Origin of the sequence: Mesorhizobium sp. CO1-1-7, from assembly GCF_020164885.1 — a bacterium.
GTDB classification, from domain to species: domain Bacteria; phylum Pseudomonadota; class Alphaproteobacteria; order Rhizobiales; family Rhizobiaceae; genus Mesorhizobium; species Mesorhizobium australicum.
This window is the reverse complement of sequence record NZ_JAIUHA010000008.1, coordinates 230,526-256,416: the sequence shown is the minus strand read 5'-3', so window position 1 is coordinate 256,416 and position 25,891 is coordinate 230,526. Positions and strand designations below refer to the sequence as shown.

The window sequence follows — 25,891 nt, the reverse complement described above, 5'->3', positions numbered from 1 at the left end:
GCGCTCCTTTTCATTCAACACAAAGAGCCGAGCTTGACATGAGCGCAGCCCAGGAAGCCTTGCCAGCCGTTCGAGGTTCACGTGACGCCACCGTCAGACGGTTCGCGTTGACCGATTCGATCTTCCATGGGCTGACCCGCGCCGCCGCCATTCTCGTGCTGGTGCTGCTCGGCGGCGTCGCCATCTCATTGTTCGCCGGTTCCTGGCAGGCCCTGTCGACCTTCGGCTTCTCCTTTCTGACCACCGAGAGCTGGAATCCCGTCACCGAGAAATTCGGCGCCTTGGCGCCCATCTATGGCACCATCATCACATCGGCCATCGCCATCCTGATCGCCGTGCCGCTCGGCATCGGCATCGCCATTTTTCTCACCGAGCTTTGCCCGCGCCCGCTTCGGCGCCCGATCGGCATGGCCGTGGAACTGCTGGCCGGGATCCCCTCGATCATCTACGGCATCTGGGGCCTTTTCGTGCTGGCACCGTTCCTGCAGACGACAGTGCAACCATTCATCATCAGCGTGTTCCATGGCATTCCCGGCCTTAGCAGCCTGTTTGCCGGTCCGCCCTACGGCATCGGCCTGCTGACCTCGTCGCTGATTCTCGCCATCATGGTGCTGCCCTTCATCACCTCGATCACCAAGGATGTGTTCGACACGGTGCCGCCGGTGCTGAAGGAGTCCGCCTACGGCATTGGCTGCACGACCTGGGAAGTGACACGCCGCGTCGTCATCCCCTACACCCGCATCGGCATCATGGGCGGCGTCATGCTTGCGCTCGGCCGTGCACTCGGTGAAACCATGGCGGTCACCTTCGTCATCGGCAACGCCCACCGGATCAGCGCCTCGCTGTTCGCGCCGGCAACGACGATCTCGGCAACCATCGCCAACGAATTCACCGAAGCCGTCGGCGATCTCTACACCTCCTCGTTGGTGGCGCTCGGTCTGATCCTGTTCGTCATCACCTTCCTCATCCTTGCCATCGCCCGCTACATGCTGATGCGCATCGATGCCCGTACCGGAGTCTGACCGATGTCGACAGCCGCATCGCTTCACCAGAGCCGCAAGCGCAAGAACGGTGTGATGATGACGCTCTGCGTCATCGCCGCCGGCATCGGCCTTGCCTGGCTGGCACTGATCCTCGGCGCGCTGCTCTATAAGGGCCTGTCGGGCGTTTCGCTCTCAGTGTTCACGGAAATGACCCCGCCGCCCGGTGATGCCGGTGGCCTGCTCAACGCCATCTACGGCAGCATCGTGATGACCATTATCGGCATCGTCGTCGGCACGCCGATCGGCGTGCTGGCCGGCACCTACATGGCCGAATATGGCCGCTTTTCGAAGCTCACCACCGTGGTGCGCTTTATCAACGACATCCTGCTGTCGGCGCCCTCAATCATCATCGGCCTGTTCGTCTACGAATTGATGGTGCGGCCGATGGGGCATTTCTCGGCCATCGCCGGTGCCGTGGCACTGGCCATCCTGGTCATTCCCGTCGTGGTGCGTACCACCGAGGACATGCTCAACCTTGTGCCGAACGCTTTGCGCGAGGCCGGCACGGCGATTGGCGCGCCGCGCTGGGTGGTGATTCGTTCGGTGGCCTACCGCGCGGCGATGTCCGGCATCGTCACCGGCATATTGCTGGCCATTGCCCGCATTTCCGGCGAGACGGCGCCGCTACTCTTCACAGCGCTCAACAACCAGTTCTGGTCGAGCAATCTCAATGCGCCGATGGCCAGCCTGCCGGTGACCATCTTCCAGTTCGCTCTCAGCCCTTACGAGGAGTGGCAGCAACTGGCGTGGACCGGCGCACTCATAATCACATTGACGGTTCTCGCGCTCAGCATCTTTGCGCGCAGCCTGACCGGACGCAGAGAGGACAAATGAGCCAGATGTTGTCTCCAGACATGACGATTGCGACAGAGGCAGCCGCCAAGGCGAAGATCGAGGTCAAGAACCTCAATTTCTACTACGGCCAGTCGAAGGCGCTGAAAGACATCACCTTGTCGCTGCCCGAGCGCAGCGTGACGGCCTTCATCGGACCGTCGGGTTGCGGAAAGTCGACGCTGCTGCGCGTCTTCAACCGCATCTACGAGCTCTACCCCAAGCAGACCGCCGAGGGTCAGGTGCTGCTCGACGGCCAGAACGTTCTCGACCGCTCGCAGGACCTCAACCTGTTGCGCACCAAGATCGGCATGGTGTTCCAGAAGCCGACGCCGTTCCCGATGTCGATCTATGAGAATATCGCGTTCGGCGTCCGGCTCTATGAGAAGATCGGCAAGGCCGAGATGGACGGCCGTGTCGAGCAGGCGTTGAAACGCGCCGCGCTGTGGAACGAGGTCAAGGACAAGCTCAATGCCAGCGGCCTCAGCCTGTCGGGCGGCCAGCAGCAGCGGCTTTGCATCGCCCGCACCGTGGCGGTCAAGCCGGAGGTCATCCTGCTCGACGAACCGGCCTCGGCGCTCGACCCATTGTCGACCGCCAAGATCGAGGAATTGATCGACGAGTTGCAGGCCGACTACACGATCGTCATCGTCACCCACAACATGCAGCAGGCCGCGCGCGTGTCGAAGCAGACGGCTTTCATGTATCTGGGCGAGCTGGTCGAATTCGACAAAACCGAGAAAATCTTCACGTCGCCTCGCGAGAAGCGCACGCAGGACTACATCACCGGCCGCTTCGGCTGATCTCACGCATACGAGGACCAGGATCATGGCCGAACACACAGTCGCAGCCTTCGACGAGGATCTCGGACAGATCAGCAGGCTGATCAGCGACATGGGCGATCTCGCCGGCACGATGGTCGGCGGCGCCACCAAGGCGCTGCTGAATTCCGACAACGCGCTGGCACAGCGCGTGGTCTCCGACGACGCCATCATGGACGCGCGCCAGCGCGAACTCGATGATCGCGCCATCACCCTGATCGCCAAGCGCCAGCCGATGGCCGACGATCTGCGTCATGTCGTCGGCTCGATCCGCATGGCGGGCGATCTCGAACGCATCGGCGACCTTGCCAAGAACATCGCCAAGCGCGTCGGCTCGGTCGGCCTCACCGCCACGCCGCGCGACCTGTCGCATTCCATCGACTCCATGGCGCAGCTGGTGCTGATCCAGGTGCAGGGCGTCGTCGAGGAATATGCGGCCGGCGATGCCGCCGCCCTCGCCAAGCTCAGGAATGACGACGAACGCATCGACGTCAAATACACTTCGGTCTTCCGCGAACTCCTGACCTACATGATGGAGGATCCCCGCAACATCACGGCTTGCACGCATCTTTTGTTCTCCGCCAAGAATCTCGAACGCATCGGCGACCATGTGACCAACATCGCCGAGAATGCGTATTATGTGCTGACCGGCACGCAACTGCCCGCCAACCGTCCGAAGCAGGACGAGACGGCGATGTCGGTGCCGGCGGCTTGACGGCAGGGATGATCGATCGATGATCGCGCCACGCATCATGGTGGTGGAGGACGAGGAGCCGCTGGGCGTGCTCCTCCGCTACAACCTGGAGTCCGAGGGTTACCAGGTCGAGGTGGTGACACGCGGCGACGAAGCCGAGATACGCCTCCAGGAAAACGTGCCCGACCTCCTGGTGCTCGACTGGATGGTGCCGGCGGTTTCCGGCATCGAACTCTGTCGGCGCCTGCGCATGCGGCCCGAGACGGAGCGATTGCCGATCATCATGCTGACGGCGCGCGGCGAGGAGAGCGACCGCGTGCGCGGCCTCTCGACCGGCGCCGACGACTATCTGGTCAAGCCGTTCTCGACGCCGGAATTCATGGCCCGGGTCAAGGCGCTGCTGCGCCGCGCCAAGCCGGAAGTGCTGTCCAGCGTGCTCAAGGTCGGTGACATCGTGCTCGACCGCGAATCGCACCGGGTCTATCGCAAGAAGAGCGAGATCCGGCTCGGACCGACCGAGTTCCGGCTGCTCGAATTCATGATGCGCCATCCCGGCCGCGTGTTCTCGCGCAGCCAGTTGCTCGACAATGTCTGGGGCGAGACGATCTACATCGACGAGCGCACCGTGGATGTGCATGTCGGCCGCCTGCGCAAGGCGGTCAACAATGGCCGCATGCCCGATGTGATACGCACCATCCGTGGCGCGGGCTACGCAATCCGCGAGGATTGAGATCAGGCCACGTTCTTGCCGGATCTCACCTGCACGCCCGGCGCGAAGATCTCCTGGTCGACGAAGGTGAGCGCGCGCATGGCGCAGCCCTCGCGGATCAGCGGCAATTCGTTCGGCTCTGTATCGAAGGAAATCGACGTCGAATGCTGGCCGCCGGCGGTCTGGGCGATGGCCTCACGCAAGGCCGGCTCGATCAGATCGAAGGCGGCGGCGCTGACGCCGACCATCGCAACCGGCGCCGGATCGATCAGCGCGAACAAGCTGCCAAGGCCATAGCCCAGCGCCTCGCCGGCCTTGCGATAGGCCTCGCGCTCCGGTCCGTCTCTTTCGCGCGCCGTGGCCGCCAATGCGCGCATGTCGGCGTCGCTGACGTCGACCGGTTTGGCGTCCTCACCCATCTGTCCTGCATTACGCCAGATGGCATAGTTGCCGGCATAGGCCTCGACGCAGCCGCGCCGCCCGCAGCGGCAGAGCGCGCCGCCGGGGCGATGGATCATGTGGCCGAACTCGCCGCCTGAGGAATGGGTGCCGGTGAACAGCTCGCCCTTCAGCACTAGGCCCATGCCGATGCCGTGCGAGAGCAGGATGGCGATGAAGTCGTCGCGGTAGCGCTCGGGGTCGCGCCAGCGCAGCGCCACAGCCATCATGTTGCAGTCGTTCTCCATGGTGGCGGGGATGCCGAATTCGGCTTCGAGTATATCGGCGAAGGCAATGTCCGTCTGCGGCGTGATCGGCGACCACAGCATGGCGCGCGCCTCGGTGTCGGTGATGCCCTGGATCGCCAGCGCGATGCGGGCAATGCTGGCGACATCGAGGTCGGGATCCTCGAGGCGGCGCCGGACGATGGCCACGCATTCGCCGATCAGCGCCTCGCGCGACATGGTCAGCGTGTCCAGCCGGCGCTGCTCCTCCGATATCACCTGGCCGGCGTAGTCGATGACGGCGACGGAGAGGAAATTCAGCGACAGCACCACGGTCATGACCGCCGCGGCCTCGGGGTTGAGACAAAGGCCCACCTGCGGCCGGCCGCGTTTCAGTGAGCCGGCCTCGTTCGGCTTGCCTTCGCTCAGGATACCTTCGCCGATCAGGTCGGCTGATATCGCCGATATGGTCGAGTGGCTCAGGGCGGTGGTGGCGGCGATCTCAGTGCGCGAGGGCTGGCCACCCCGGCGCACGGCTCCAATCACCATTGCGCGGTTGCGCCGGCGCAGATCGTCGTGGCGGATTCCGACCGACATGATTTCCCTCCCCGTCGCCGCGGTTCTTGACGCCCCCTCGAACACCTCCGGCACGGGTCGAATACTGGCAGAAGCGGCTGGGGCTGTCATTTATTTATTGCGGGGCTCGAAAAAAGGCTTCCGGCACCTCAAAATCCGTCAGAATCGATGTTGACAGTGTTCCGGCGATGGACCAGTGTTTTTTCGAGGCTCGAAAAAATTAGGGCCTTTGTGCCGGCCTTAGGGCCAGTTTGGTCGCGCCACACGCGGGCGCAGGGAGGATATCATGAAGAGATTCACAGTCGCCATTCTGGCGGGTGTCGCCATGTCGCTGACGCTGGCGTCGGTCGCGCAGGCAAAGGACAAGGTCATCGGCGTGTCGTGGTCCAACTTCCAGGAGGAGCGCTGGAAGACCGACGAGGCGGCCATGAAGAAGGCGATCGAGGCCGCGGGCGACAAGTACATTTCCGCCGATGCGCAGTCCAATCCCGGCAAGCAGCTGACCGATGTCGAGAGCCTGATTTCGCAGGGTGCCAATTCGCTGATCATCCTGGCGCAGGACGCGTCGGCCATCGGCCCGGCGGTACAGAAGGCGCTCGACGAGGGCATTCCGGTCGTCGGCTATGACCGCCTGATCGAGAACAAGGACGTCTTCTACCTGACCTTCGACAACAAGGAAGTTGGCCGCATGCAGGCCCGCGAAGTGTTCAAGGTGAAGCCTGAGGGCAATTACGTCTTCATCAAGGGCTCCGGCGCCGATCCGAATGCCGACTTCCTGTTCTCGGGCTCGATGGAATTGCTGAAGACGGCCATAGACAGCGGCAAGATCAAGAATGTCGGCGAAGCCTATACGGACGGCTGGCTGCCCGCCAACGCCCAGAAGAACATGGAACAGTTCCTCACCGCCAACGACAACAAGGTGGACGCCGTGGTCGCCGCCAATGACGGCACCGCCGGCGGCGTCGTCGCGGCGCTGACGGCGCAGGGGCTCGCCGGCACCGTGCCGGTCTCCGGCCAGGACGGCGACCACGCCGCGCTCAACCGCATCGCGCTCGGCACCCAGACCGTGTCGGTGTGGAAGGACGCGCGCGAACTCGGCAAGAACGCCGCCGAGATCGCCTCGCAACTCGCCGACGGCAAGAAGATGACCGACATCGCCGGCGTGAAGGACTTCACGACGCCTGGCGGCAACACCGTCAAGTCGCTGTTCCTGACCCCGGTGGCCATCACCAAGGACAATCTCAACCTCGTCATCGACGCCGGCTGGATCAAGAAGGACGAAGTCTGCACGGGCGTTGCCGCGGGCAGCGTCGCGGCCTGCAACTGAGCTTGATCGCCTGAAAAGTCGGAAACGCCGCGGCGTGGAACGGTCAGTGTTCTGAACACTGGCCGTTCCAATTTTCTTGTCTTCGCAATTCCGGACAAAAACCCTTACGCACTTTTCCTGGAATTGCTTCCAAGCCGCGGCGTTTTCCCGACAAGATTTGTGTTTCCGCCGCTGGCGGCTAACTTCTGGGCTCTGGTCCGGCTCCGCGTCAGACGGCAAGCCGCTGGGAGGACATCATGACCGACACGACCTCAACCTCGCAGGCCGATACGGCGCGTGCGTCGGAACTCGGCGCGGTCGCGCGTTTCCTGAAGGCGACCGAGATCGATACCCGCATGCTCGGCATGATCGGCGCGCTGCTGCTGATCTGGGTCGCGCTGCATATGATTTCGAGCCTGCGTCTTGGCGTCAATCCGCTCGATTTCGACAGCCGCACGTTCCTCACGCCACGCAATCTGTGGAACCTGTCGGTGCAGACGTCCGCGGTCGCCATCATGGCCTGCGGCATGGTGCTGGTCATCGTCATGCGCAACATCGACCTGTCCGTCGGTTCCGCCGAGGGCTTGATCGGCATGGTCATGGGCTTTGCGCAGGTACATTTCCTGGTTCGGTTCGTAGGACTTGAGCTCGGCAACCCATGGATCTGGGTCCTGGCACTGGTCATCGGTCTGGCGCTCGGGCTTTTGATCGGCGCCTTCCAGGGCTTCGTCATCGCCTATCTCGAAGTGCCGGCCTTCATCGTCACGCTGGGTGGCCTGCTGGTCTGGCGCGGCGCCGCCTGGTGGGTCACGTCAGGCCAGACGGTGGCACCGCTCGACGCCACGTTCCAGCTTATGGGCGGCGGACCGGCCGGATCGATCGGCGCCACCTGGAGCTGGGTCGTCGGCATCGTCGCCTGCCTGGCCGTCGTGTTCGCGCTGTTCAACGGGCGGGTCCAGCGCAAGCGCTTCCGCTTCCCCCTGCGGCCGATCTGGGCCGAGACGCTGCTCGGCGTCGTCACCTGCGCCGTCATCATGGGCGCGGTCTGGCTAGCCAACTCCTATCCATGGCCGATCGGGATCGTGAACCGGTACGCGGCCGCCAACAACATCACCGTGCCGGAGGGCGGGCTGTTCATCGCCCACGGCATCGCCATACCGGTGCTGATGGCGGTCGCCGTCGGTCTGGTCATGACCTTCATCACCAACCGCACCCGTTTCGGCCGTTATGTCTTTGCTATCGGCGGCAATCCGGAAGCGGCCAATCTCGCCGGCATCAACACGCGCTGGATCACCATGAAGGTGTTCATGATCATGGGCGTGCTGGCCACGATCGCCGCCGCCATTTCGTCGGCCCGGCAGAACTCGTCCACCAATGTGCTGGGAACATTGGATGAGCTGCTGGTCATTGCCGCGGCCGTCATCGGCGGCACCTCGCTTGCCGGCGGCTCGGGAACCATCATCGGCGCCATGCTCGGTGCATTGCTGATGCAGTCGCTGCAGTCGGGCATGGTGCTGCTCGGTGTCGATTCGCCGTTGCAGAGCATCGTCGTCGGCGCCGTGCTGGTCATCGCCGTCTGGCTCGACACCGTCTATCGTAAGCGGGTTTAGGGATACGACCATGGCTGACAAAACCGCTCCCGTAAGGGCCCTCACAACTGCGCCCACTGGCACGCCGCTGGTCGACATGCGCAACATCTCGATCGCCTTCGGCGGCATCCGCGCCGTCGACGACGCCTCGATCGATCTTTTCCCCGGCGAGGTCGTGGCACTGCTCGGCCACAACGGCGCCGGCAAGTCGACGCTGATCAAGATCCTGTCCGGCGCCTACAAGCGCGATGCGGGCCAGATCTTCGTCAATGGCGAGGAGGCAGCGATTTCCAACCCGCGCGACGCCAAGAAATACGGTATCGAGACGATCTACCAGACGCTGGCGCTGGCCGACAATGTCGATGCCGCCGCCAACCTGTTCCTCGGCCGCGAACTGATGACCGCCTGGGGCACGCTCGACGACCTCGCCATGGAGGCCGAGGCGCGCAAGGTGATGGGGCGGCTCAATCCCCGCTTCCAGCGCTTCAAGGAGCCGGTGATCAAGCTGTCAGGCGGTCAGCGGCAATCGGTGGCGATCGCCCGCGCGATCCTGTTCAATGCCCGCATCCTGATCATGGACGAGCCGACGGCGGCACTTGGGCCCCAGGAAACCGCCCAGGTCGGCGAGTTGGTCAGGCAGCTCAAATCCGATGGCATCGGCATCTTCCTGATCAGCCACGACATCCACGACGTGTTCGAGCTGGCCGACCGTGTCTGCGTGATGAAGAATGGCCAGGTGGTCGGTACCGCCCGCACGACTGACGTCACGCAGGACGAGGTGCTTGGGATGATCATCCTGGGCAAATGTCCTCCAGGTGCCATACCGGGGCCGGGCGCGCTGAAGATCGCCGCCTGAGGCCGGTCAGGCCGCTTCGGGCACGCCCCGTTGCCGGTCACGTGATATGCCAGTGATCACGATGGTGTGGCCTGACCATTGTGTTGGCCCGGCGACTTGCCCATAAAAGGTCCTGTTTTGCTCATGGACCGCATCATCCGTTGAAGAAGCTTTTTCCAATCGTCGCGTTCATTGCCGTTGCACTGATCAGCATGACCATGGCGGGGTTCGCTTATTTCGCGACGCAGGAAGCCGCCCGCATCAAGTTCGAAGGGGCGGCCGATGACGCCCTCAACCGGATCGAGAGCCGCATCGACCTGCACCTGTCGCTGCTGCGCTCGACACAGGCCCTGTTCGACGCACGCAACGGCGATATTTCCCAGAACGAGTTCAAGGCATTCTTCAAGGCGCTGGATGTCGACAACAATTTCGCCGGCCTGCGAGGCATCGGCTTCCTGCGGCTGGTCAGGACGGGCGACGAGGCAGCGGTGGAACGCGACACCCTCCACGATTTCGGCGCCAGTCATCCGGTCTATCCGGATACGACGCAGGCCTGGCGCACGCCGATCGCGCTTTTCGAGCCGCTCGATCCGTCCAACCAGACCATCATCGGCTACGACATGTTCAGTGAGCCGGTGCGGCGTGCGGCGATCGAAAAAGCCATGGCCGACGACCAGCAGCATGCGAGCGGGCTGGTCCAACTCGGCCAGGGCACGGGCGTGGCGCAGACTTTCACGGGCTTCCTGGTCTATGTGCGGCTCAATGTGGAAACCGCACCGGAGGTCATCAACGCATCGCGGTCCTCGACCGCCGGCTTTCTCTATGCGGCCTTTCGGGCCCGGGACCTGTTCCAGATCGCGCTCAGCCGTGCGCCGCTGCTGCCGGTCAACACCGAGATCTATGATGGAGCGGTGAACGGCGACAACCTGTTGTTCCGCTCGGAGACGCCACCGGCGTCATCCCTGGGAGACCGGCTGCTGGTCACCCGCAAGATGACCGTGGCGGGACGCCCTTGGACGGTATTGTTCAGGCCAACCAGCGCCTTCTCGCAACCCTCTTCGCGCGCCATCCCCGTGATGCTGGGGCTGTTCGGCCTGCTCCTGGCAGGCGCCATCGCGCTGGTGGCGCGCTATCAGGAGCGAGCCTATGACGCGGTGTCGGCCTTGCACGAGACGACGGAAAAAAGCCTGCTCGAAAAGGACCTGATGCTGCAGGAGATGAAGCATCGCATCAAGAACTCCATCACCAGGGTGCTGGCGATCGCGCGGCAGACGGCTTCGCGGGCAACCGACGTCAATGAGTTTTCCGCTTCCTTCTCGGCCAGGCTGCAGGCGATGGCCGCCTCGCAGGATATGTTGACGCGCTCGCGCTGGCAGAAAGCCGACCTTGCCGATCTGCTGCGCATCGAGCTTGGCCAGGTGTTCGGCAAGGAATTGCCGGACGGGCTCCTGTCAGGCCCGGAGGTGCTGCTCGATGAAACAACGACGCAGGCGCTTGGGCTGACCTTTCATGAACTCGCCACCAACGCGCTGAAATACGGCGAAGCCGGCAATTTCGTTGGCGCTCTCAAGGTGAACTGGTCGCTGGAAGGGCGGGGGCGCGAGCGGACGCTGGCGCTGAACTGGCGGGAGGCGGGGAAGAAGAGGGTAGAGGCGCCATCGCGGACGGGATTCGGCACCAAGCTGATCGATCTCAATGTCACGCGCGAGCTGCGCGGCACGATCAGACGCGATTTTCAGGCCGATGGCCTCAAGGTGGAAATCAAAATTCCACTGGCCGGCTGAAACCCACCCGTCAGCGGCCCTAGCGGCCGACTCCCAGCCACGAAAATCCGGAGGCCCAGGGGCCTCCGGATTTTGACTTGTTATCGCTGAATCAGTTGCAGCGGGCCGTGTAGATCCGGCCGCGATGGTCGCGATACTGGCAGTAGCCGTTGCGCAGGTTGCGAACCAGCAGGCCGGAACCGGCACCGACGGCCGCGCCGATCAAGGCACCCTTGCCGCCGCCGACCAACCCACCCACGCCCGCGCCGATCAAGCCGCCGCCGACGACGTCCTGCTCGGTCGAGGTACAGCCGCTGACGGCAACCACCGCAACCATGGCAATAAGTATTTTCCGCATAGAGTCACTCCTCACTTGTGTCCACACTTTGGTAAGCTCCAACCGCCATTTAGCACGAAACGACGGCCTTTGCTGCTGCAATTTATTGTTGGCTAAGGTCGTCTTTTTCTGGGCGGTTCGTGTTCGATGCCATGACGACGTTGGATACGGCCAACGAAGCGTCAAGACTACCATCTGGCCGCACCTTCCAGACAATCTGATCGTAGTCGTCCTCCAGGGCGGGATCGACCGCGAGGCATTTGGCGACGACATGCTGCGCCTGCCCCTGCACGTCGCCCATCGCGAAGGGGCGCTCAGCGGTGCATTCGTCAGCAGTCGCAAAAACACTGACAGGGACCTGCAATTCCCGACATTCGGCCATCGTGTTCGAGCAACCGATCACCAGCAGCAACGCGGCTATGTGTTCCATGACAGATGTTCCTCTGGCCGCATTAACGGCCGGCATCGTCAAAAAGTTCCTGTCATTCCAACAGCGTTACGCGAATAGTTCGGAGAAAACTGCGGCTCCTCACGCTGCGGCGTTAGCCTGCCCGGCGACTTCAATTGGCGCGACGGAGAGGAGAGCAGATTTAGTCAGGTCAACTGCCAGAAAATGGCCAGCACCATGATCGCGGCCGCGGCAAGAACGATCCCCTTCATCAACCCCCTACCTGCTTCAGGGAGTGCCTCCATGGAGGGTTCGGATTCCAGAAATTCGCCCATCGAAACACGGGCGGCTTGTTCCAATCTGTTCATGTCGGCAATCGTCAAGACATTCCTCCCGTACCGTGCTTCGAGCCTGCCAACAATCTCCGAAGGCGGGGCAGGTTCCGACGGTATCTGGGAAAAACAGCATCCGCGCTTATGGTGAACAGCCGGTTAAGGATTGTTGTTTGCCAGGCTCTCACTGCGTCTCGAAATTGCTGTGCGGCACGACAAGGCGATATTCGAGATGGCCCTCGCCGATATCCAGGTTCGCGGTTCCGTTCAGGGATGCCGGCACCACCCGCTCCAACGCAACGCTTCCGAAGCGCCGTTGACCGCCGCCACCGCGATTGGCTTCTATCGTTTCGGCCCATGTCAGCGACAGCGCAACCTCCCCCGTGGCAGCAGCGTCGAGTTGGGCGGTAACCTCGACGAAGCCATCCGGCCGGGACAGGGCACCGTAGCTCAACGAGTTGACGGCAAGTTCATGCATCGCCAGCCCGATATGCAGTGCGGCGTTGGGATTGAGGTAAGGATTGGCGCCACGAAAACGGAGGCTGTGCGACGGGTTCGCGCCATAGCGGCCGACCTGGCCCGCCACCAGTTCATGAAGGGCTGCCCCTCGCCAATTGGAGGATGTCACCAGATCCTGGGAGGAGGCCAGCGACTGCAGCCGGCCGCGGAAGCGCGTCAGGAAATCGCCGATGCCGTCGGAATAGCGGCCGGTCTGGGTCGCGATGCTCTGGATGATCGCCAGGAGGTTCTTCGAGCGATGGCTGACTTCCCGCAGCAGCGTCGTCAACGTCTGTTCACGCCGCTTTTGCTCGGTCGTCTCGACCATGGTGGTGACGACGCCCTGTACATCGCCATCGTCGCCTCGGTCGGCATCGACCCAAATCTGAAACCAGCGAACGCCATTCTCGACCGGAACACTGATTTCAAGGCGCTGGGGATTGCCGGTCGCGATCACATCGCGCTTGGCGGCGCCGATGCGGTCGGTCTGCGCCGTCGGCAAAATGCCGTTGCCATCGACATCGTCGGAGGCCCAAGGGGCGCGCATGTTGCGGGCCCATACGGTCTTCATCTCACGATCCTGATAGAGGACGGAAATGCCGGCATTGTGGAGCGCGTGGAGAAGAGCCCGGCCAAGCTGCATGCCGCTCTCGGCCGGATGCATGGCGATCACTTCATCGCCCCGTGCGCCTTCCTCTCTATCTGAAGTCCTCGAGCGCATCGGTCAACCTGTCCACCCCAACTCAGACTGAACCGCTCACCTGCCACATCGGTTCCAAATGAATCGGGACAACCACCCTTCCTAAAGCGGTCCGCCGGACGGCGTCCAGTAAAGGACACCGCCCGGCGGTGGCTGGAAACCGTTTGAGGGGTGCGGCTTCCAGTGTTCCTCTATTCAGCCGCCAGGCTCACGCCCGTCTGAAAAGGCCGGCCAAAAGCGAAATGACCAGGAACGCGAGGAAGATGAAGAACAATATCTGCGCGATACCGGCGGATGTGCCGGCGATGCCGCCGAAACCAAGCGCGCCGGCAATAATCGCCACGACGAGAAATACGAGCGCCCAGTAAAGCATGGTTCATCTCCTTCCAATGATACGGTGAAAACGTGGGTAAATGCGGTTTGTTCCACCATTCGCCGAAAAAGCCGATGCTTGCAAACCGTTCCAGGCAGCGCGGGCTGGAAATTCGCTGGCGGCCGATCCGGCTTGTCAAGAAGGCCACCGAATGCATCGCACCCAGTGGCCTTTTATGTCCTTGTCCGGCTCGCGGAGGCCGCGATTTATGCAGCGGCCTTGGCCTGCCGGTCGAAGAAGAGCGCCTGGCTGATCAGCGCCTTCACCATGTCGGGATTGAACGGCTTGGTCACGAGGAAAGCAGGCTCCGGACGCTCTCCGGTCAGCAGACGCTCGGGAAAAGCGGTGATGAAGATTACCGGCACCGATGTTGACGAGAGGATTTCGTTCACCGCCTCGATGCCCGAGCTGCCGTCGGCGAGCTGGATGTCGGCCAGCACCATCTTCGGTCGGGTCTTGCCGAACATCGTCACCGCTTCGGCATGGGTGCGCGCCGTGCCCACCACCCGATGGCCGAGGCTCTCGACCATCTCCTCTATATCCATGGCAATGAGCGGCTCATCCTCGATGATCAGCACGTCGGTCGCCACCTGACGGGAAATCTCGTTGCTTGCCTGGGCAAGCAGCTCGGAGAACTGCTGGTCGCCGACATCGAGGATCTCGGCCGCCTCGTCCTCGCTGAAACCTTCGACGGCAACCAGCAGGAAGGCCTGGCGGGGAAGCGGCGCGATCGCATTGAGATTGGCGGCCGCGCGCTGTTCCCAGCCCGCCTGTGTCTGCTCTTGCGGAACGCGGATGGCAACCGATGTGAAGAGCTTGGCGAAAACCTTGTATAGTGCGATCCGGTCACTCGACGCCTCGGGGAAGATGTCGACATCGGCAATGATCGCCTCAAGCATCGCGGCGACCAGCGCGTCGCCGCTCTCCTGCGATCCCGAGACGGCACGCGAAAAGCGCCGCAGGAACGGCAGATGCGGAGCGATGGTGGCGGACAAGCTCATAATAGACGTCTCCCTCAGATGACGCGTTGAACGGATTCCAGGCTATGCCGATTGCAAGCCCCGTGGGAACAACGCCGCTTTTCTGAAAAAGTTCCGCCGATATGGAACGAATCACCGGCAATGGCGTTTTAGTGCCGGGATGGGCAACCAGACGAGGGTGCCGCTTGCCTTGTGTTGTGTTGTGAGCGGCTTGAGTTCTGGGAAATAAAGGGCGAAATGAAGGACATGACCAAAGATATTCTGGCTGGCGTCACGGGCAGGCGCCGGAACGGCGACGGCGATCCGTTAGGGCCGAATTCCGAAATCGGACGCAAACTCAAACAATATTACGACGAGCTGGTCTCCGACAATGTGCCGGATCGCTTCGCCCAGTTGCTCAGCCAACTGGAACAGGCCGAACCCGCACAGAAGAAGGACTAGGGACATGGCAGCGGTCTCCCAAGGCTTCAAGACCGATCTGCTTGGGGCGATCCCGAGCTTGCGGGCCTTTGCCGTGTCGCTGACGCAGAATGCCGACAAGGCCGATGACCTCGTTCAGGAAACGTTGGTCAAGGCCTGGGACAAGCATGAAAGCTTCCAGCCCGGCACCAACCTCAAGGCATGGCTTTTCACGATACTGCGCAATGAATTCTATTCGCAAATGCGCAAGCGCGGTCGCGAGGTGCAGGACAGCGACGGCATCATGACGGCCCGGCTTGCAGTGCACCCGGCCCAGCACGGCCAGCTCGACCTCAAGGATTTTCGCGGGGCACTCGAGCAATTGCCGGAGGACCAGCGCGAAGCCATCATCCTGATCGGCGCATCGGGTTTTTCTTATGAGGAGGCCGCCGAAATCTGCGGGTGCGCGGTCGGAACGATCAAAAGCCGCGTCAGCAGGGCCCGCACGCGCCTGCAGGAAATCCTGAAAATCTCAGGTGAGGACGAGTATGGCCCCGACGCGATTTCGGCTCAGGTCACGGGAACGGCTGCGCATTGAAATGCGGGGCCGCATAACGGCGATTCGGACGTTGTCGCGTCAGTCTCAGCCAGGGGAGCCGCGACCATAGGCCAGCGCCACGGCCTCGACGAGGTCTTCGCCCGAATAGGGCTTGGTGACCAGCCTCACCCCCGGGAAGGACGCCTTGATCTCATCCGCATCCGAATAACCGGACGCAAACACGAACGGGACGCCGGTCTCACGAAGGCCTGCGGCAAATTCGAGCGTCGAGGCGCCACCCAGCATCAGGTCGACAATGGCCGCGTCGAAATCCTTCGCGACCTTCCGGCCATCGACCTCGGCCAAATCGCGGGCAACCACCACCTCGCCTGCACCGTGGTCACGGCAGAGTTGCTCGACATCCATGGCGATGAGGAACTCATCCTCCAGGACAAGAATGCGCAATCCATCAAGTAATTGGGGCACAGGCAATTGCTCCTTGAAACGCCGGGAGTCATGATCGCAATTTGGTGTGTTGTCATTTAAAAAAGACATCCGCCGACAGGCCGATCTCGGCAACACGCAAAAACAGACCTGCTCACGGCAGGCATTCGCAAGGGGGTCGAAATGCCGAGCCAGACCGGGCGCTCTTCCTCAAGCCGTCAATACCCCTGCGAGCAATGCCCGTTGCGGTCCCTGCCGGTGTTCCGGGAGTTCGAGAAGCCGGAGCTGGCCTTCATCAGCAAGTTCAAGAAGGGAGAACTCGCGGTCGACAAGGGTGCCACGGTTCTCGTGGAAGGAAGCCACAGCGCGCATCTCTACACTGTGCTGTCCGGCTGGGCGTTCCGCTACAAGCTGCTGCAGGACGGCCGCCGGCAGATCCTCAATTACCTCATGCCCGGCGATCTCATCGGTCTGCAAGGCAGCGTCATGGGGGAAATGCAGCATTCCGTCGAGGCGCTGTCGCCAATGCTGCTTTGCGTGTTCGAACGCGACAATCTGCTCGAGATCTACCGCAACCATCCGGGCCTCGCCTACGACATCACCTGGATCGCTTCGCGTGAAGAGCGGATGCTGGACGAGAACCTGCTCAGTGTCGGCCGCCGCAGCGCAATCGAACGCGCCGCCTATCTTGTCGCCTTCATCGCCAGCCGCGCCAAGGTCGTGGGCCTGAACGGCACGCAGTCCATCCAGATACCGATCACGCAGCAGCACATCGCCGATACGCTTGGCTTGTCGTTGGTTCACACCAACAAGACAATCCGCAAGCTGATGGACCGTCAGCTGATCGTCTGGCGCGACGGCGGTTGCGGTGTCGTCGACATTGAAGGTCTGAAACAGCTCGCCGGCTGGGAGGGGCTGTCCGAGGGCCGCCGGCCGCTGATCTGACCGACACCTTGCCGGGGCGGATCGGGTGCGCGTGACCGGGTTTTCGGGTAGTTTGTCCCGACATCGGAACCTTGAGACGCAAGGCGCGTTTGAAATCGAGCAATCACAAGGAGTTAAGCAATGGCCACCGTCGCAGGGAAGACAGCCAACGAAGCGCGGACGAATCCGGATCTGGAAGCCGACATCAGGCAGTTGAAGGCCGATATCGACAAGCTCACCAAGCAATTGGCCAAGACCGGTGAACACGGCTACGGCACGGCGCGGCGCGCGGCGGCCGAAGGCGTCGAACAGTTGCGCGCCCAAGGGGAGGCCGCCTTCGACAGCTTGCGCGGTAATGCCAGGGATATCGAGGCGCAGATGGTGGCAAGCGTACGCGAAAAGCCGGTGACGTCGCTGGCTATCGCCGCGGGCGTCGGCTTCCTGTTCGCGCTGCTCACGCGTCGCTAGTTCCGCCGAGATGGGACTGCTGGCATCGTTGCTCTCGGGTTTCGCCTCGGGCGAAACCGTGGCCGCCATACGTCGAGCACGGACGGCGGCCATCGTCTATATGCTTGCCGCGCTGGCGGTGTTTTGCGGTATCGGCTTCCTAGTCGGCGCGGCCTATATCTGGGCATCGGCCCGTTATGGATCGCTGGCGGCGGCGATTGGTTTCGGTGTCGGCTTTCTGGTCATCGCAGGCCTTGTTCTTTTGACCCATCGGCTGATGTCGGGCACGCGGATGCGCCGCGAGGCTAGGCGGCGCAAGACCGACATGAAAGCGATCGGCATTACGGCCGCGCTCGCTGTGATTCCGGCATTGCTCAAAGGTGGGCTCAAGGGAAAAGGTGGGCTCGGGGTTATTCTTGGTCCGGCCGTGGCACTCGCGGCCTATGCCATCTACCGCGAGAATGTGAAGTCCGACACCGACCACCACCCGGATGCCGGCGAGGGGTAGTCGCGCCGGCGGCCATGCTCACGTCATCTCGACAGATCTTCCAGCGGCATCGATATTTCGGCGAAGACCCCATCGCGCCGGAATTCATGAGTTACTTCGCTCGAAATCACCTTGGCCAGGCTGCGCCGGATGAGGATCGAGCCGAAGCCTTGCCGCTCGGGCGGCGCGACTTCAGGACCGCCGCTTTCGCGCCAGGTGAACACCAGGCGCCTGTCACCATTCTTGCCTTGGGCTTTCCAGTCGAGATCAACCTTGCCTGACGCAACCGACAGTGACCCATACTGCAGCGCGTTGCTGGCCAGTTCGTGCAAGATCAGCCCGAGGCCGACGGCCTGATCGGGCGACAGCAGCAGATCGGCGCCCGAGATTGCCAGCCGCGGCTGGGCGGCGTTGTCGAAAGGCCTGATCTCGATCTGGACGAGTTCGCGGATGCCGATACCGCGCCACTCGCGGTCGGACAGCAGACCATGGGCGATACCCAGGGCCTGAAGCCGCGCGCTGAAGGCTTCGAGGAATTCGCTCGGCTGGCGGGCATGGCGCACGGTCTGTGTCGCCAGCGCCTGGACCGTCGCCAGCGTGTTCTTGACCCGGTGGTTGAGTTCACGCAGCAGGAGCCGTTGCCGTTCGTCACCGAGCTTGCGTTCCGAAATGTCGTAGTTGACGCCGAAAATCAGCGTCGGCTTGCCTTCGCCATCGCGCTCGATGACACGGCCGCGCGTGGCCACCCATCGCGGTGGATGGAAGCCATTCACCCGGTATTCGCCAAAATAGTCGTCACTGCCGGTCAAGGCGTCACGAAAGCTGGTTTCGGTCTGGTGGACGTCGCGTGGATCGATGGCTGTCAGAACATCGCGGGCCCGCAACCTTGTCGAGCGCGGCAGGTTGAACAATTCCGGCAATCGGACGTCGCAGTCGATGACGTCGGTGCGGACGTCCCAGGCCCAACTTGCCAGCGAAGCAGCATCGAGGGCGACGGCGCGCCGCTTTTCCTCGCGCGCGAGCGCGGCTTCGGCGACAGCGCCGGTGCGGGTCGCGTGCTTCAGGGTGAACAGGCTGCCGGCGAGGCCGGCGAGCGTTTTCAACTGGTCCAGCTTGGACCGGGACGGGTGGGCACACGGCTTGCGGTGCATGACGCACAGGGTTCCGATCCGCGCTCCCGCGACAATGATCGGGACGCCGGCATAGAAGCGCACATGATGCTTGCCGGTCACCAGCGGATTGGCGTGGAAACGCTGGTCGGCCGCTGCGTCCGTCACCACCATCGGCTCATCGCCAGCGGCGATGGCGTGCGCACAGAAGGAAATGGCTGTCGTAATCTGTGTTTCTTCCATGCCAGAACAGGATTTGCACCATTGCCGATCGAGGTCGACAAGTGTGACCAGGGCGATTGGCGCGCGCATCACGGCGGCGGCAAAGCCGCCGATGCGGTCGAAATCCGGGTCGGCCGCCGTATCCAGCATCTCAAGCCAGTGCAGCACGGCCAGCCGGTGCTCGTCCTGCACGGCGCGCGCAACCTCGGCCGGCAGACCGGCTGCTGTTTCCACCCTGCTATTCAAACCAAGTTCCCGTGACTTGTCTTGATGTCCTTGCCGTCGCCGGCCCGGGACAGCCCTGCAGCCGGAACCATCCTTGCGAGGGACCGTTACCCGAGCGTGATTTGCCGATCGCGTCAGCCGACGCGAAACCAGACGAGGACCCGCCATGGCCAGGAACATTCCCGAAAACAAAGCGCGTCAGGGGCGGTGGGGCTGGCATGGGTTCCGAATCCTGATCGCCGGACTGCTCCTGGTGCTCGTCGCCTGGGGCGTCGCCGAGATCTACGGCGTGTTGATCAAGGCGCCGAACAGCGACGAGCAACATGTCCCCACGCCGCCGAGCACCGGTCCGGCGCCATCCGGCTGAAGTCAGCACCCTGATGGCTTCATACAGCATCAGGCGGCTTTCACCTGGGCGACGCTGGCCGGCACCAGCACATTGAGCGCTCCAGGTTTGATTTCGATCGTCGTCTCACGATCGAGCCTGACCAGTTCGCCGTCCATGACGGCACGGAATTTCCTGCCGCCGGAATGAATTTTGAGGGTCACCCTGTCGGCCTGGTGGATTTCGACATGTTCGTTGTCACGCCACTTGCCGCGCGCCACGTTGAACAAAAACTTGACCAGTTCGGCGCGCTGCTGCGCTACCGTGACGTAAATGCCGAGCACGCCACCGGCCGGATTGTCGGCATAGGGCAGGTGACCTTCGCCGAAGAGATTGTTGGTCACGCCGAGGCCGGATATGCGGGCAGTCATCTCCGCTTCACCGATGCCGAGCGTGACCTTCATTGCCGGCGGGTTCTTGATCGTCGCCCAGGCTGCCTTGGCGGAAGCGCCGATCTTGCCCAGGCGTGAGCCGAATTCCATGCCCTGGCGCAGCTGCACCATCTTGGCATGCATGCCGATCGAGAACTGATGAACGAAAGGCTGGCCATTGGCCGTAGCCATGTCGACCGCGATGACTTCGCCGTCGGCGAAGGATTTCAGCGCCGCATCGAGCGACTGCGGAATACCAAGGCCGCGCGCAAACAGGTTCATGGTGCCGGCCGGCAATATGGCGAGCGCCTTTTTCCTGCCCATCAGCCTGGCGGCCGCGGCCGAGATGGTGCCGTCACCGCCTCCGGCGAGCACGACGTCGACGGTGCGGCGCGACGCAGCGCTGTCGAGGGTGTCCACGACGTCCTTGCCGGCAACGATGTCGATGCTGAGAGAGTGGCCCGCCGATTCCAGCGTCTGACGCATCCGGTCCGAAAAGGCGGCGAGATCGGTGGTGCGCAAGGTGCCGCCGTCCCGGTTCAGCACCGCTGCGAATTTCATGCCCCGCTCCGCTGCTCACTTCAAACCGGCCGGGGTACCCCAGCCGACGGCTGAAACGCGTCAGACCGGGAATAGTTCCGGCAGGGCGGAAACTCCGGCCAGACCCAGGTTTTCGGCAATGGGCAGTCAGATCCGCTTCTTGGGTTTTGGCTTCGGCCATCGCGGTTTTTGTCGGAACAACAGCATGGTCACGACGTTGTGAACCTGCAGAGATGTCGCGTCCGATCCCCAGCGAGAGATTCAACCGGGCGCGGCATGACGAAATCAGGCACGAGGAGAGACTATCATGATCCGCACCCTTTTAGCGACGACCGCCCTTGCGACAATGGTTGCAACCGGCGCCTTCGCGCAGAGCGCTGCAACCCCAGCCCCCGCGAACCAGCCCGCCGCCCAGGAGCCGGCCGCGACGGCGCCGGTACCGCGCGCTGAAGGCAGCATCGTCACCAACATCATCGGCGAAACCGTCTACAATGGCACTGGCGACAATGCCGAGAATATCGGCAAGGTCACTGACGTGGTCTTCGACAAGGACGGCATGGCGAAATCCGTCGTCATCGGCGTAGGCGGTTTCCTTGGCGTGGGAACCAAGAATGTCGCCTTCGACTACGACAAGCTGCAATGGGCCGAGAAGAACGGCGATCGCTGGCTGGTGGCGCAGACCACCAAGGATGAACTGAAGGCGCATCCGGAGTTCGACAGCAAGGCTTACGCGCCGGCCCCGGCCGCAGCGACGACCGCACAGGCGCCGGCCACATCGACCGACACCGCGCAGCAGTCCACGAACGCCGAGCCGGTCAAACAGGCTGATGGCAACCTGGCCACAAACATCATCGGTGAAAATGTCTACAACGGCACCGGCGATGACGCCCAGAAGATCGGGGATGTGAACGACATCGTGCTGACCAAGGAAGGCAAGGCGCAGTCGCTGATTATTGGCGTCGGCGGGTTCCTGGGCATGGGCGAAAAGAACGTGGCTTATGATTTCGCCAAGGCGCAGTGGGCACAGAAGAACGGCGACCGCTGGCTGGTGGCGCAGACCACCAAGGAAGAGCTGCAGGCGCAGCCGGATTTCAACCGCAAGGCCTATGATCCGGCGCCGGCAACGACGGCATCCAATGAACCGGCGCCAACCGCGCCCGCAGCGGCGCCGTCCGCCGCGACAGCTCCCGCCGCCGCTCCGGCGGACAAGACCGCGGCGGCGCCGGCTGACGCCACGGCTCCTGACCAGACACAGACCGCGGCCATCGACAAGTCCAAGCTTACCGAGATGCCGGTTGGAGAGATCAGGGGCGACGACCTGAAGGGCACGACGGTCTATGGCGCCAACGACGCCAAGGTCGGTGAGATCGGCGATGTGGTGCTGACGCCCGACAAGAAACCCGACGCCGTGATCGTCGATGTCGGCGGCTTCCTCGGCATTGGCGAGAAGGAGGTCGCGGTCGGCATGGATAATTTGAAGTTCATGACCGACAAGAACGGCAAGAAGTACCTTTATACGACCTTCACCAAGGAGCAACTCGAGAAGCAAGCGGCTTACGACAAGGGCTCCTACGCCCAGAAGCGGGACGAGCAGCGTCTGATCGTCCGGTAGGCAAGGATTCTTCGTTAGGCAAGATGCTTCGATAGGCAAGGATCCAGGGCGGTAGGGTAATCCCCCTACCGCCCTGCTTGCGATCTGGAATATCCAGCCACCCCGTTTTCCGTCAGTTCCAAAAGGGCAAGCGACTGGTCGAGATGTTCGGCCCGCCAGGCGAGCAGCCTTTCGGCGAATTCCAGCCGGGTCGAACGATGTGCCGGGCTGCCGGCGAGGTTCTTCAATTCGCCAGGGTCGTCCTCCATGTCGAAAAGCAGCGGCGGCAGGCCGCCGCCAAAATGCACGTACTTGAATTTCTTCGTGCGGATGACAGCGAGGTTGCACTGGCGCGAGGTGATGCCGAAGTGCCGTTCGGCTTCACCGCCGGCGATCGAGCGAAAGTCGAACTCCCAGTGCGCGGCGTCGCGCCAAATGGCGGGCGTTCCACCGCTCAGGAAGGGTTTCAGCGAGCATCCGTCAAGGTGCGGTTCGGGAGCCACGCCGAGCAGGTCGATGAGCGTAGGCAAAATGTCCACCGCTTCGGTGAAGCGATCGACAGCGCTGCCGGCAGCCTTGCGGTGGCGTGGATCGCGGATGATCAGCGGGATATGGTAGCTGCCGTCGAAATAGCCGCCCTTGCCCAGCATGAAGTGGTCGCCCATCATTTCAGCATGGTCGGAGGTGAGCACGATGATGGTGTTGTCCCACGCGGCTTCGGTCTTCAGCGCTTGCCACAGGCGGCCGAGCTGCGCGTCCACCTCCGAGATCATGCCGTAATAGATCGCTCGGATGCGGCGGAAATCATCCTCGCTCCAGTCGTGCACTTTCCCCGTGGCGCCGGGGCGGAACTTCGCTCGTTTTTGGCGATCGAGATCATAGGCGACGTAGGGGTGGCCCTGAGATTCGGCGCGCCAACTTTCCGCGCGGTGAAAAGCGGGGCCGTCCGCGGGATCGTATTGAGTGTTGTACGGTTCCGGTACGATGAAGGGCGGATGCGGGCTGATAAAGGAAAGATGCGCAAACCACGGCGTGGCCTCGTCCTGCTCGCTCAGCCAGCGGATGAACTCGCCGGCAAGGAAGGCCGTCGGCGTCTGGTCCCTGGAGTAGACGGGTGGCGCTTCGGTCACCGCACCGTCGACCTCGCCCACCGGACGATGAATGTCAGGACTTCCAGCGCCGGCATCGATGCCTTGCTGCTTCAGCCAGGACAGCCACTGCTTCTGATGTTCGGGCAGCAATTGGCGCGCCGTGAAGCCGGGCAGAACACCCTCATAGCTGTGCAACCGCGGATCGGCCGGTGCAAGCTGGCGCGGATCGAGCGACACATCGGTATAGCCGAACAAGGTCGGATCGTAACCGACGCTGCGCGCGGCGAGCGCAATATTGCCATGGCGGGCGTCGAGCGGCGTGCCGTTGCGGCAGACACGATTGTTCATCTGATAGAGGCCGGTGTAGAGGCAGGCACGGGCCGGTGAGCAAGGCGCCGCGCCGCCGTAATGGCGCTTGAACAGCACGCCGTCGGCGGCCAGCGCATCGGCATTCGGCGTCTTCACCTGGGGATGCCCGACAGCCGACAGGCAATCGCCGCGCCACTGGTCGCAAGTGATGAGAAGGACATTTGGCCGCCTGCCTTTTCCAGTCACTTGCGCTTACCCCTCTCCAGCACGTCGAATGCGCACATGGAACCGATTCCATCCACCGCGCAAGACCAGGGCTGTTTGCTAAACGGTGAACAAGGATCTTGGGATTGTTCACTTTTAAGGCACAGTCCATCCTGTGTTTGCAGCCTTTGCCATACTCGCTCGTATCCTCATATTGGCCAGGAGAGCGGCGAGGGCCGCACAAACACCAAGGGAAGGAGCAGAGACCATGCTCGACCAGATCAAGGGCCTGCATCACGTCACCTCGATGGCCAGAGATGCACGGCAGAACAATGATTTCTTCACCCACAAGCTCGGCCTGCGCCGGGTCAAGAAGACCGTCAATTTCGACGCGCCCGACGTCTACCATCTCTATTATGGCGACGAGGCCGGCACACCCGGTTCGGTGATGACCTATTTCCCGTTTCCCAACATCGGCAAGGGCCGTCCTGGCGTCGGCGAAGTCGGCACCACGGTCTATTCCGTGCCGGAAGGCACGCTCGCCTCTTGGGAAAAACGCTTCACCGACGAAGGCGTAACCAATGTCGCCCGCGAGGAAAGCTTTGGCGAGAAGCGGCTCGCATTTGCCGGCCCGGACGGCGATGGCTTTGCACTGGTCGAGGACAAGGCCGACGGCAGAGCGCCCTGGGTGAAGGGCGGTATTGCCGCGGACGAGGCGATCCGCGGCTTTCACTCGGTTTCGCTGAGACTGAAGGATGGCGGCGCCACCGAGGAGCTGTTGAAGTTCATGGGTTACGAGGAGGTCGACAAGTCAGGCAATGTCAGGCGGCTCGCCGTCAAGAACGGCAATGGCGCCGATTTTGTCGATATCGAAACGCTGCCGACCGCACCCTTCGCCGATCTCGGCGCCGGCTCCGTTCATCATGTCGCCTTCGCCGTCGAGAGTCGCGCCAAGCAGCTCGAAGTGCGCAAGGCGCTGATGGATACGGGTTATGGCGTGACGCCGGTGATCGACCGCGACTATTTCTGGGCGATCTATTTCCGCACGCCGGGCGGCGTGCTGTTCGAAGTCGCCACCAATGAGCCGGGTTTCGACAAGGACGAGGACACCGCCCATCTTGGCGAGGCGCTGAAGCTGCCGACGCAGCATCAGCATCTGCGGCCGTATCTCGAACAGCATCTGCAGAAGCTGGAGGGCTGAGACGATGAGCAAGGACGCTTACGCCCACAGGGTGCTGCCTGGTTCGCCGGGTGGTCCGCTGCTTTTCGTCTTCCATGGCACAGGCGGCGACGAGAGCCAGCTCGTCTCGCTGGGGCGCGATCTCGCGCCCCAGGCCACCATCGTCTCGCCGCGCGGCGATGTGTCGGAGCAAGGTGCCGCGCGCTTCTTCCGCCGCACCGGCGAGGGCGTCTATGACATGGACGACCTGGCGCGGGCCACGGCCAAGATGGCGGGCTTCGTCCAGGCCCATGTCGAGGCGGCGAAGCCATCGGCCGTGCTGGGCCTCGGCTATTCCAATGGCGCCAACGTCCTGGCTTCGCTGGTGTTCGAAACCCCTGGCCTGTTCGACGCCACGGTGCTGATGCATCCGCTGATCCCGTTCGAGCCGCAGGTGAAGGGCAGTCTTGCCGGTCGTCACATCCTGGTGACCGCCGGCAGGCGCGATCCGGTCTGCCCGCCGAACCTGACGGCGCGGCTCGAAGCCTATTTGCGCGCCGACGGAGCCGATGTCACAGTGGAGTGGCACGAAGGCGGGCACGAGGTGCGGCCAAACGAAATCGAAGCGGCGCGGCGGCTTTTCGCCTCCATCGCCCAAGGAGTGTAGAGATGCCCGATCAATTGCCAGAGATCGAACTTGAAGATCGCGGCTCCAAGGGTCGCTACGTGCTGCGCGGCGCCGGCGGCGCCGAGGCGGAGATGACCTTCACCAAAATCGGCGAGCACCAGCTGATCATCGATCACACCGAAGTGCCGGACGCCTTTCGCGGCCAGGGCGCCGGGCTTCGGCTCGTCACCCGTGCCGTCGAGGACGCACGGGCGGCAGGCAAGAAGATCATCCCGCTCTGCCCGTTCGCCAACGCCCAGTTCCGCCGTCACCCGGAATGGGCGGATGTGCTGAAGCAGTAGCCCCGCAAGCACAAAGCGGATGTGTAGGAACAGAGCTAAA

30 protein-coding genes are annotated in these 25,891 nt (G+C 62.9%); 19 read left to right on the top strand and 11 right to left on the bottom strand.

The window, feature by feature from the left end; translation table 11 throughout:
* The first annotated feature begins 38 nt into the window (after window positions 1–38).
* The 5 genes from pstC to phoB are packed head-to-tail and all read left to right on the top strand — an operon-like array spanning window position 39 to window position 4,119.
* Window positions 39–1,022, top strand: a complete 984-nt coding sequence (gene pstC, locus LB516_RS19480) for a phosphate ABC transporter permease subunit PstC (protein WP_224720213.1) — start codon at window positions 39–41, stop codon at window positions 1,020–1,022.
* A 3-nt stretch (window positions 1,023–1,025) separates the two neighbouring features.
* Window positions 1,026–1,877: a phosphate ABC transporter permease PstA gene (gene pstA / locus LB516_RS19475; RefSeq protein ID WP_015315385.1), complete on the top strand. Its 852-nt coding sequence runs from the start codon at window positions 1,026–1,028 to the stop codon at window positions 1,875–1,877.
* On the top strand, window positions 1,874–2,677 hold the full coding sequence (pstB, locus tag LB516_RS19470) for a phosphate ABC transporter ATP-binding protein PstB (RefSeq protein WP_140509733.1): 804 nt from the start codon (window positions 1,874–1,876) through the stop codon (window positions 2,675–2,677). The genes pstA and pstB overlap by 4 nt, the downstream gene beginning before the upstream one ends.
* Window positions 2,678–2,702: 25 nt before the next feature.
* Window positions 2,703–3,410: a phosphate signaling complex protein PhoU gene (gene phoU, locus LB516_RS19465; protein WP_224720212.1), complete on the top strand. Its 708-nt coding sequence runs from the start codon at window positions 2,703–2,705 to the stop codon at window positions 3,408–3,410.
* Window positions 3,411–3,429: 19 nt separating this feature from the next.
* Window positions 3,430–4,119 carry a phosphate regulon transcriptional regulator PhoB gene (gene phoB / locus LB516_RS19460; protein ID WP_010911896.1) on the top strand — a complete coding sequence of 230 codons (690 nt, stop codon included), beginning with the start codon at window positions 3,430–3,432 and terminating at the stop codon, window positions 4,117–4,119.
* 2 nt (window positions 4,120–4,121) lie between these two features.
* Here phoB and LB516_RS19455 read toward each other — a convergent pair whose 3' ends face one another.
* A complete protein-coding gene (locus LB516_RS19455) occupies window positions 4,122–5,357 on the bottom strand; it encodes an ROK family protein (protein ID WP_140662981.1) in 1,236 nt (411 codons plus the stop codon).
* Window positions 5,358–5,622: 265 nt separating this feature from the next.
* Between LB516_RS19455 and xylF the strand changes: the two genes are divergently transcribed.
* The 4 genes from xylF (at window position 5,623) to LB516_RS19435 (ending at window position 10,850) form a co-directional block, all read left to right on the top strand.
* The gene (gene xylF / locus LB516_RS19450) at window positions 5,623–6,663 is read left to right on the top strand and encodes a D-xylose ABC transporter substrate-binding protein (protein ID WP_224720211.1); all 1,041 of its coding nucleotides are present in this window, start codon (window positions 5,623–5,625) and stop codon (window positions 6,661–6,663) included.
* Window positions 6,664–6,899: 236 nt separating this feature from the next.
* The gene (locus LB516_RS19445; RefSeq protein WP_224720210.1) at window positions 6,900–8,252 is read left to right on the top strand and encodes a sugar ABC transporter permease; all 1,353 of its coding nucleotides are present in this window, start codon (window positions 6,900–6,902) and stop codon (window positions 8,250–8,252) included.
* 10 nt (window positions 8,253–8,262) lie between these two features.
* Window positions 8,263–9,087, top strand: a complete 825-nt coding sequence (locus LB516_RS19440; protein ID WP_224720209.1) for an ATP-binding cassette domain-containing protein — start codon at window positions 8,263–8,265, stop codon at window positions 9,085–9,087.
* Between the two features lie 140 nt (window positions 9,088–9,227).
* Window positions 9,228–10,850 (top strand): CHASE domain-containing protein, encoded by a 1,623-nt coding sequence (locus LB516_RS19435; protein WP_140662975.1) that lies wholly within the window; start codon window positions 9,228–9,230, stop codon window positions 10,848–10,850.
* Between the two features lie 91 nt (window positions 10,851–10,941).
* Here the strand turns inward: LB516_RS19435 and LB516_RS19430 are convergent, their stop codons facing one another.
* The 6 genes from LB516_RS19430 to LB516_RS19405 form a co-directional block, all read right to left on the bottom strand.
* Window positions 10,942–11,187: a YMGG-like glycine zipper-containing protein gene (locus tag LB516_RS19430; RefSeq protein ID WP_015315393.1), complete on the bottom strand. Its 246-nt coding sequence runs from the start codon at window positions 11,185–11,187 to the stop codon at window positions 10,942–10,944.
* A gap of 82 nt (window positions 11,188–11,269) precedes the next feature.
* The gene (locus LB516_RS19425) at window positions 11,270–11,596 is read right to left on the bottom strand and encodes a hypothetical protein (protein ID WP_015315394.1); all 327 of its coding nucleotides are present in this window, start codon (window positions 11,594–11,596) and stop codon (window positions 11,270–11,272) included.
* 164 nt (window positions 11,597–11,760) lie between these two features.
* Window positions 11,761–11,937, bottom strand: a complete 177-nt coding sequence (locus tag LB516_RS19420; protein ID WP_181171156.1) for a hypothetical protein — start codon at window positions 11,935–11,937, stop codon at window positions 11,761–11,763.
* A 133-nt stretch (window positions 11,938–12,070) separates the two neighbouring features.
* Window positions 12,071–13,105, bottom strand: a complete 1,035-nt coding sequence (locus LB516_RS19415) for a sensor histidine kinase (protein WP_224684102.1) — start codon at window positions 13,103–13,105, stop codon at window positions 12,071–12,073.
* A gap of 187 nt (window positions 13,106–13,292) precedes the next feature.
* Window positions 13,293–13,457, bottom strand: a complete 165-nt coding sequence (locus LB516_RS19410; RefSeq protein ID WP_010911886.1) for a DUF1328 domain-containing protein — start codon at window positions 13,455–13,457, stop codon at window positions 13,293–13,295.
* A 206-nt stretch (window positions 13,458–13,663) separates the two neighbouring features.
* Window positions 13,664–14,458 carry a response regulator gene (locus LB516_RS19405; RefSeq protein WP_015315397.1) on the bottom strand — a complete coding sequence of 265 codons (795 nt, stop codon included), beginning with the start codon at window positions 14,456–14,458 and terminating at the stop codon, window positions 13,664–13,666.
* A gap of 216 nt (window positions 14,459–14,674) precedes the next feature.
* On the opposite strand from LB516_RS19405, the gene LB516_RS19400 reads away from it, so the two are divergent.
* Window positions 14,675–14,878: a NepR family anti-sigma factor gene (locus LB516_RS19400; protein ID WP_140616734.1), complete on the top strand. Its 204-nt coding sequence runs from the start codon at window positions 14,675–14,677 to the stop codon at window positions 14,876–14,878.
* A gap of 4 nt (window positions 14,879–14,882) precedes the next feature.
* Complete coding sequence (locus tag LB516_RS19395; RefSeq protein ID WP_010911883.1) at window positions 14,883–15,434, top strand: RNA polymerase sigma factor; 552 nt, start codon at window positions 14,883–14,885, stop codon at window positions 15,432–15,434.
* A 45-nt stretch (window positions 15,435–15,479) separates the two neighbouring features.
* Here LB516_RS19395 and LB516_RS19390 read toward each other — a convergent pair whose 3' ends face one another.
* Window positions 15,480–15,929 (bottom strand): response regulator, encoded by a 450-nt coding sequence (locus tag LB516_RS19390; protein ID WP_140789866.1) that lies wholly within the window; start codon window positions 15,927–15,929, stop codon window positions 15,480–15,482.
* 72 nt (window positions 15,930–16,001) lie between these two features.
* On the opposite strand from LB516_RS19390, the gene LB516_RS19385 reads away from it, so the two are divergent.
* The 3 genes from LB516_RS19385 (at window position 16,002) to LB516_RS19375 (ending at window position 17,697) form a co-directional block, all read left to right on the top strand.
* Complete coding sequence (locus LB516_RS19385) at window positions 16,002–16,763, top strand: Crp/Fnr family transcriptional regulator (RefSeq protein WP_140789810.1); 762 nt, start codon at window positions 16,002–16,004, stop codon at window positions 16,761–16,763.
* A gap of 120 nt (window positions 16,764–16,883) precedes the next feature.
* Window positions 16,884–17,210 carry a YqjD family protein gene (locus tag LB516_RS19380; RefSeq protein ID WP_015315401.1) on the top strand — a complete coding sequence of 109 codons (327 nt, stop codon included), beginning with the start codon at window positions 16,884–16,886 and terminating at the stop codon, window positions 17,208–17,210.
* A 10-nt stretch (window positions 17,211–17,220) separates the two neighbouring features.
* A complete protein-coding gene (locus tag LB516_RS19375) occupies window positions 17,221–17,697 on the top strand; it encodes a hypothetical protein (RefSeq protein ID WP_224720208.1) in 477 nt (158 codons plus the stop codon).
* Between the two features lie 23 nt (window positions 17,698–17,720).
* Here LB516_RS19375 and LB516_RS19370 read toward each other — a convergent pair whose 3' ends face one another.
* The gene (locus LB516_RS19370; RefSeq protein WP_224720207.1) at window positions 17,721–19,253 is read right to left on the bottom strand and encodes a sensor histidine kinase; all 1,533 of its coding nucleotides are present in this window, start codon (window positions 19,251–19,253) and stop codon (window positions 17,721–17,723) included.
* Between the two features lie 145 nt (window positions 19,254–19,398).
* On the opposite strand from LB516_RS19370, the gene LB516_RS19365 reads away from it, so the two are divergent.
* A complete protein-coding gene (locus LB516_RS19365) occupies window positions 19,399–19,599 on the top strand; it encodes a hypothetical protein (RefSeq protein ID WP_015315404.1) in 201 nt (66 codons plus the stop codon).
* 29 nt (window positions 19,600–19,628) lie between these two features.
* On the opposite strand, the gene LB516_RS19360 is transcribed toward LB516_RS19365, so the two are convergent.
* Window positions 19,629–20,549, bottom strand: a complete 921-nt coding sequence (locus LB516_RS19360) for a diacylglycerol/lipid kinase family protein (protein WP_015315405.1) — start codon at window positions 20,547–20,549, stop codon at window positions 19,629–19,631.
* Window positions 20,550–20,835: 286 nt separating this feature from the next.
* Here LB516_RS19360 and LB516_RS19355 point away from each other — a divergent pair, with 286 nt between their 5' ends.
* Entirely contained in the window at window positions 20,836–22,140 is a 1,305-nt protein-coding gene (locus LB516_RS19355; RefSeq protein ID WP_015315406.1) for a PRC-barrel domain-containing protein, read from the top strand.
* 65 nt (window positions 22,141–22,205) lie between these two features.
* Here the strand turns inward: LB516_RS19355 and LB516_RS19350 are convergent, their stop codons facing one another.
* The gene (locus LB516_RS19350; protein WP_224720206.1) at window positions 22,206–23,765 is read right to left on the bottom strand and encodes an alkaline phosphatase family protein; all 1,560 of its coding nucleotides are present in this window, start codon (window positions 23,763–23,765) and stop codon (window positions 22,206–22,208) included.
* Window positions 23,766–23,991: 226 nt separating this feature from the next.
* On the opposite strand from LB516_RS19350, the gene LB516_RS19345 reads away from it, so the two are divergent.
* The 3 genes from LB516_RS19345 to LB516_RS19335 are packed head-to-tail and all read left to right on the top strand — an operon-like array spanning window position 23,992 to window position 25,851.
* Window positions 23,992–24,924, top strand: coding sequence for a VOC family protein (locus tag LB516_RS19345; protein ID WP_224720205.1), 933 nt, complete (start codon window positions 23,992–23,994; stop codon window positions 24,922–24,924).
* A gap of 4 nt (window positions 24,925–24,928) precedes the next feature.
* Window positions 24,929–25,549 (top strand): alpha/beta hydrolase, encoded by a 621-nt coding sequence (locus LB516_RS19340; protein ID WP_224720204.1) that lies wholly within the window; start codon window positions 24,929–24,931, stop codon window positions 25,547–25,549.
* Window positions 25,550–25,551: 2 nt separating this feature from the next.
* Window positions 25,552–25,851 carry a GNAT family N-acetyltransferase gene (locus LB516_RS19335; RefSeq protein ID WP_015315410.1) on the top strand — a complete coding sequence of 100 codons (300 nt, stop codon included), beginning with the start codon at window positions 25,552–25,554 and terminating at the stop codon, window positions 25,849–25,851.
* Window positions 25,852–25,891 lie beyond the last annotated feature (40 nt).

Excerpts from the sequence above, each read along its gene's own strand:
- LB516_RS19445 (WP_224720210.1), top strand. The coding sequence starts at position 6,900 with ATGACCGACACGACCTCAACCTCGCAGGCCGATACGGCGCGTGCGTCG.
- LB516_RS19385 (WP_140789810.1), top strand. The coding sequence starts at position 16,002 with ATGCCGAGCCAGACCGGGCGCTCTTCCTCAAGCCGTCAATACCCCTGC.
- LB516_RS19400 (WP_140616734.1), top strand. The coding sequence starts at position 14,675 with ATGAAGGACATGACCAAAGATATTCTGGCTGGCGTCACGGGCAGGCGC.
- LB516_RS19340 (WP_224720204.1), top strand. The coding sequence starts at position 24,929 with ATGAGCAAGGACGCTTACGCCCACAGGGTGCTGCCTGGTTCGCCGGGT.
- LB516_RS19455 (WP_140662981.1), bottom strand. The coding sequence starts at position 5,357 with ATGTCGGTCGGAATCCGCCACGACGATCTGCGCCGGCGCAACCGCGCA.
- phoB (WP_010911896.1), top strand. The coding sequence starts at position 3,430 with ATGATCGCGCCACGCATCATGGTGGTGGAGGACGAGGAGCCGCTGGGC.
- pstA (WP_015315385.1), top strand. The coding sequence starts at position 1,026 with ATGTCGACAGCCGCATCGCTTCACCAGAGCCGCAAGCGCAAGAACGGT.
- LB516_RS19440 (WP_224720209.1), top strand. The coding sequence starts at position 8,263 with ATGGCTGACAAAACCGCTCCCGTAAGGGCCCTCACAACTGCGCCCACT.
- pstC (WP_224720213.1), top strand. The coding sequence starts at position 39 with ATGAGCGCAGCCCAGGAAGCCTTGCCAGCCGTTCGAGGTTCACGTGAC.
- LB516_RS19365 (WP_015315404.1), top strand. The coding sequence starts at position 19,399 with ATGGCCAGGAACATTCCCGAAAACAAAGCGCGTCAGGGGCGGTGGGGC.
- LB516_RS19425 (WP_015315394.1), bottom strand. The coding sequence starts at position 11,596 with ATGGAACACATAGCCGCGTTGCTGCTGGTGATCGGTTGCTCGAACACG.
- LB516_RS19415 (WP_224684102.1), bottom strand. The coding sequence starts at position 13,105 with ATGCGCTCGAGGACTTCAGATAGAGAGGAAGGCGCACGGGGCGATGAA.
- LB516_RS19335 (WP_015315410.1), top strand. The coding sequence starts at position 25,552 with ATGCCCGATCAATTGCCAGAGATCGAACTTGAAGATCGCGGCTCCAAG.
- LB516_RS19375 (WP_224720208.1), top strand. The coding sequence starts at position 17,221 with ATGGGACTGCTGGCATCGTTGCTCTCGGGTTTCGCCTCGGGCGAAACC.
- LB516_RS19380 (WP_015315401.1), top strand. The coding sequence starts at position 16,884 with ATGGCCACCGTCGCAGGGAAGACAGCCAACGAAGCGCGGACGAATCCG.
- LB516_RS19390 (WP_140789866.1), bottom strand. The coding sequence starts at position 15,929 with ATGTCTTTTTTAAATGACAACACACCAAATTGCGATCATGACTCCCGG.
- LB516_RS19355 (WP_015315406.1), top strand. The coding sequence starts at position 20,836 with ATGATCCGCACCCTTTTAGCGACGACCGCCCTTGCGACAATGGTTGCA.
- phoU (WP_224720212.1), top strand. The coding sequence starts at position 2,703 with ATGGCCGAACACACAGTCGCAGCCTTCGACGAGGATCTCGGACAGATC.
- LB516_RS19360 (WP_015315405.1), bottom strand. The coding sequence starts at position 20,549 with ATGAAATTCGCAGCGGTGCTGAACCGGGACGGCGGCACCTTGCGCACC.
- LB516_RS19395 (WP_010911883.1), top strand. The coding sequence starts at position 14,883 with ATGGCAGCGGTCTCCCAAGGCTTCAAGACCGATCTGCTTGGGGCGATC.
- pstB (WP_140509733.1), top strand. The coding sequence starts at position 1,874 with ATGAGCCAGATGTTGTCTCCAGACATGACGATTGCGACAGAGGCAGCC.
- LB516_RS19345 (WP_224720205.1), top strand. The coding sequence starts at position 23,992 with ATGCTCGACCAGATCAAGGGCCTGCATCACGTCACCTCGATGGCCAGA.
- LB516_RS19410 (WP_010911886.1), bottom strand. The coding sequence starts at position 13,457 with ATGCTTTACTGGGCGCTCGTATTTCTCGTCGTGGCGATTATTGCCGGC.
- xylF (WP_224720211.1), top strand. The coding sequence starts at position 5,623 with ATGAAGAGATTCACAGTCGCCATTCTGGCGGGTGTCGCCATGTCGCTG.
- LB516_RS19405 (WP_015315397.1), bottom strand. The coding sequence starts at position 14,458 with ATGAGCTTGTCCGCCACCATCGCTCCGCATCTGCCGTTCCTGCGGCGC.
- LB516_RS19430 (WP_015315393.1), bottom strand. The coding sequence starts at position 11,187 with ATGCGGAAAATACTTATTGCCATGGTTGCGGTGGTTGCCGTCAGCGGC.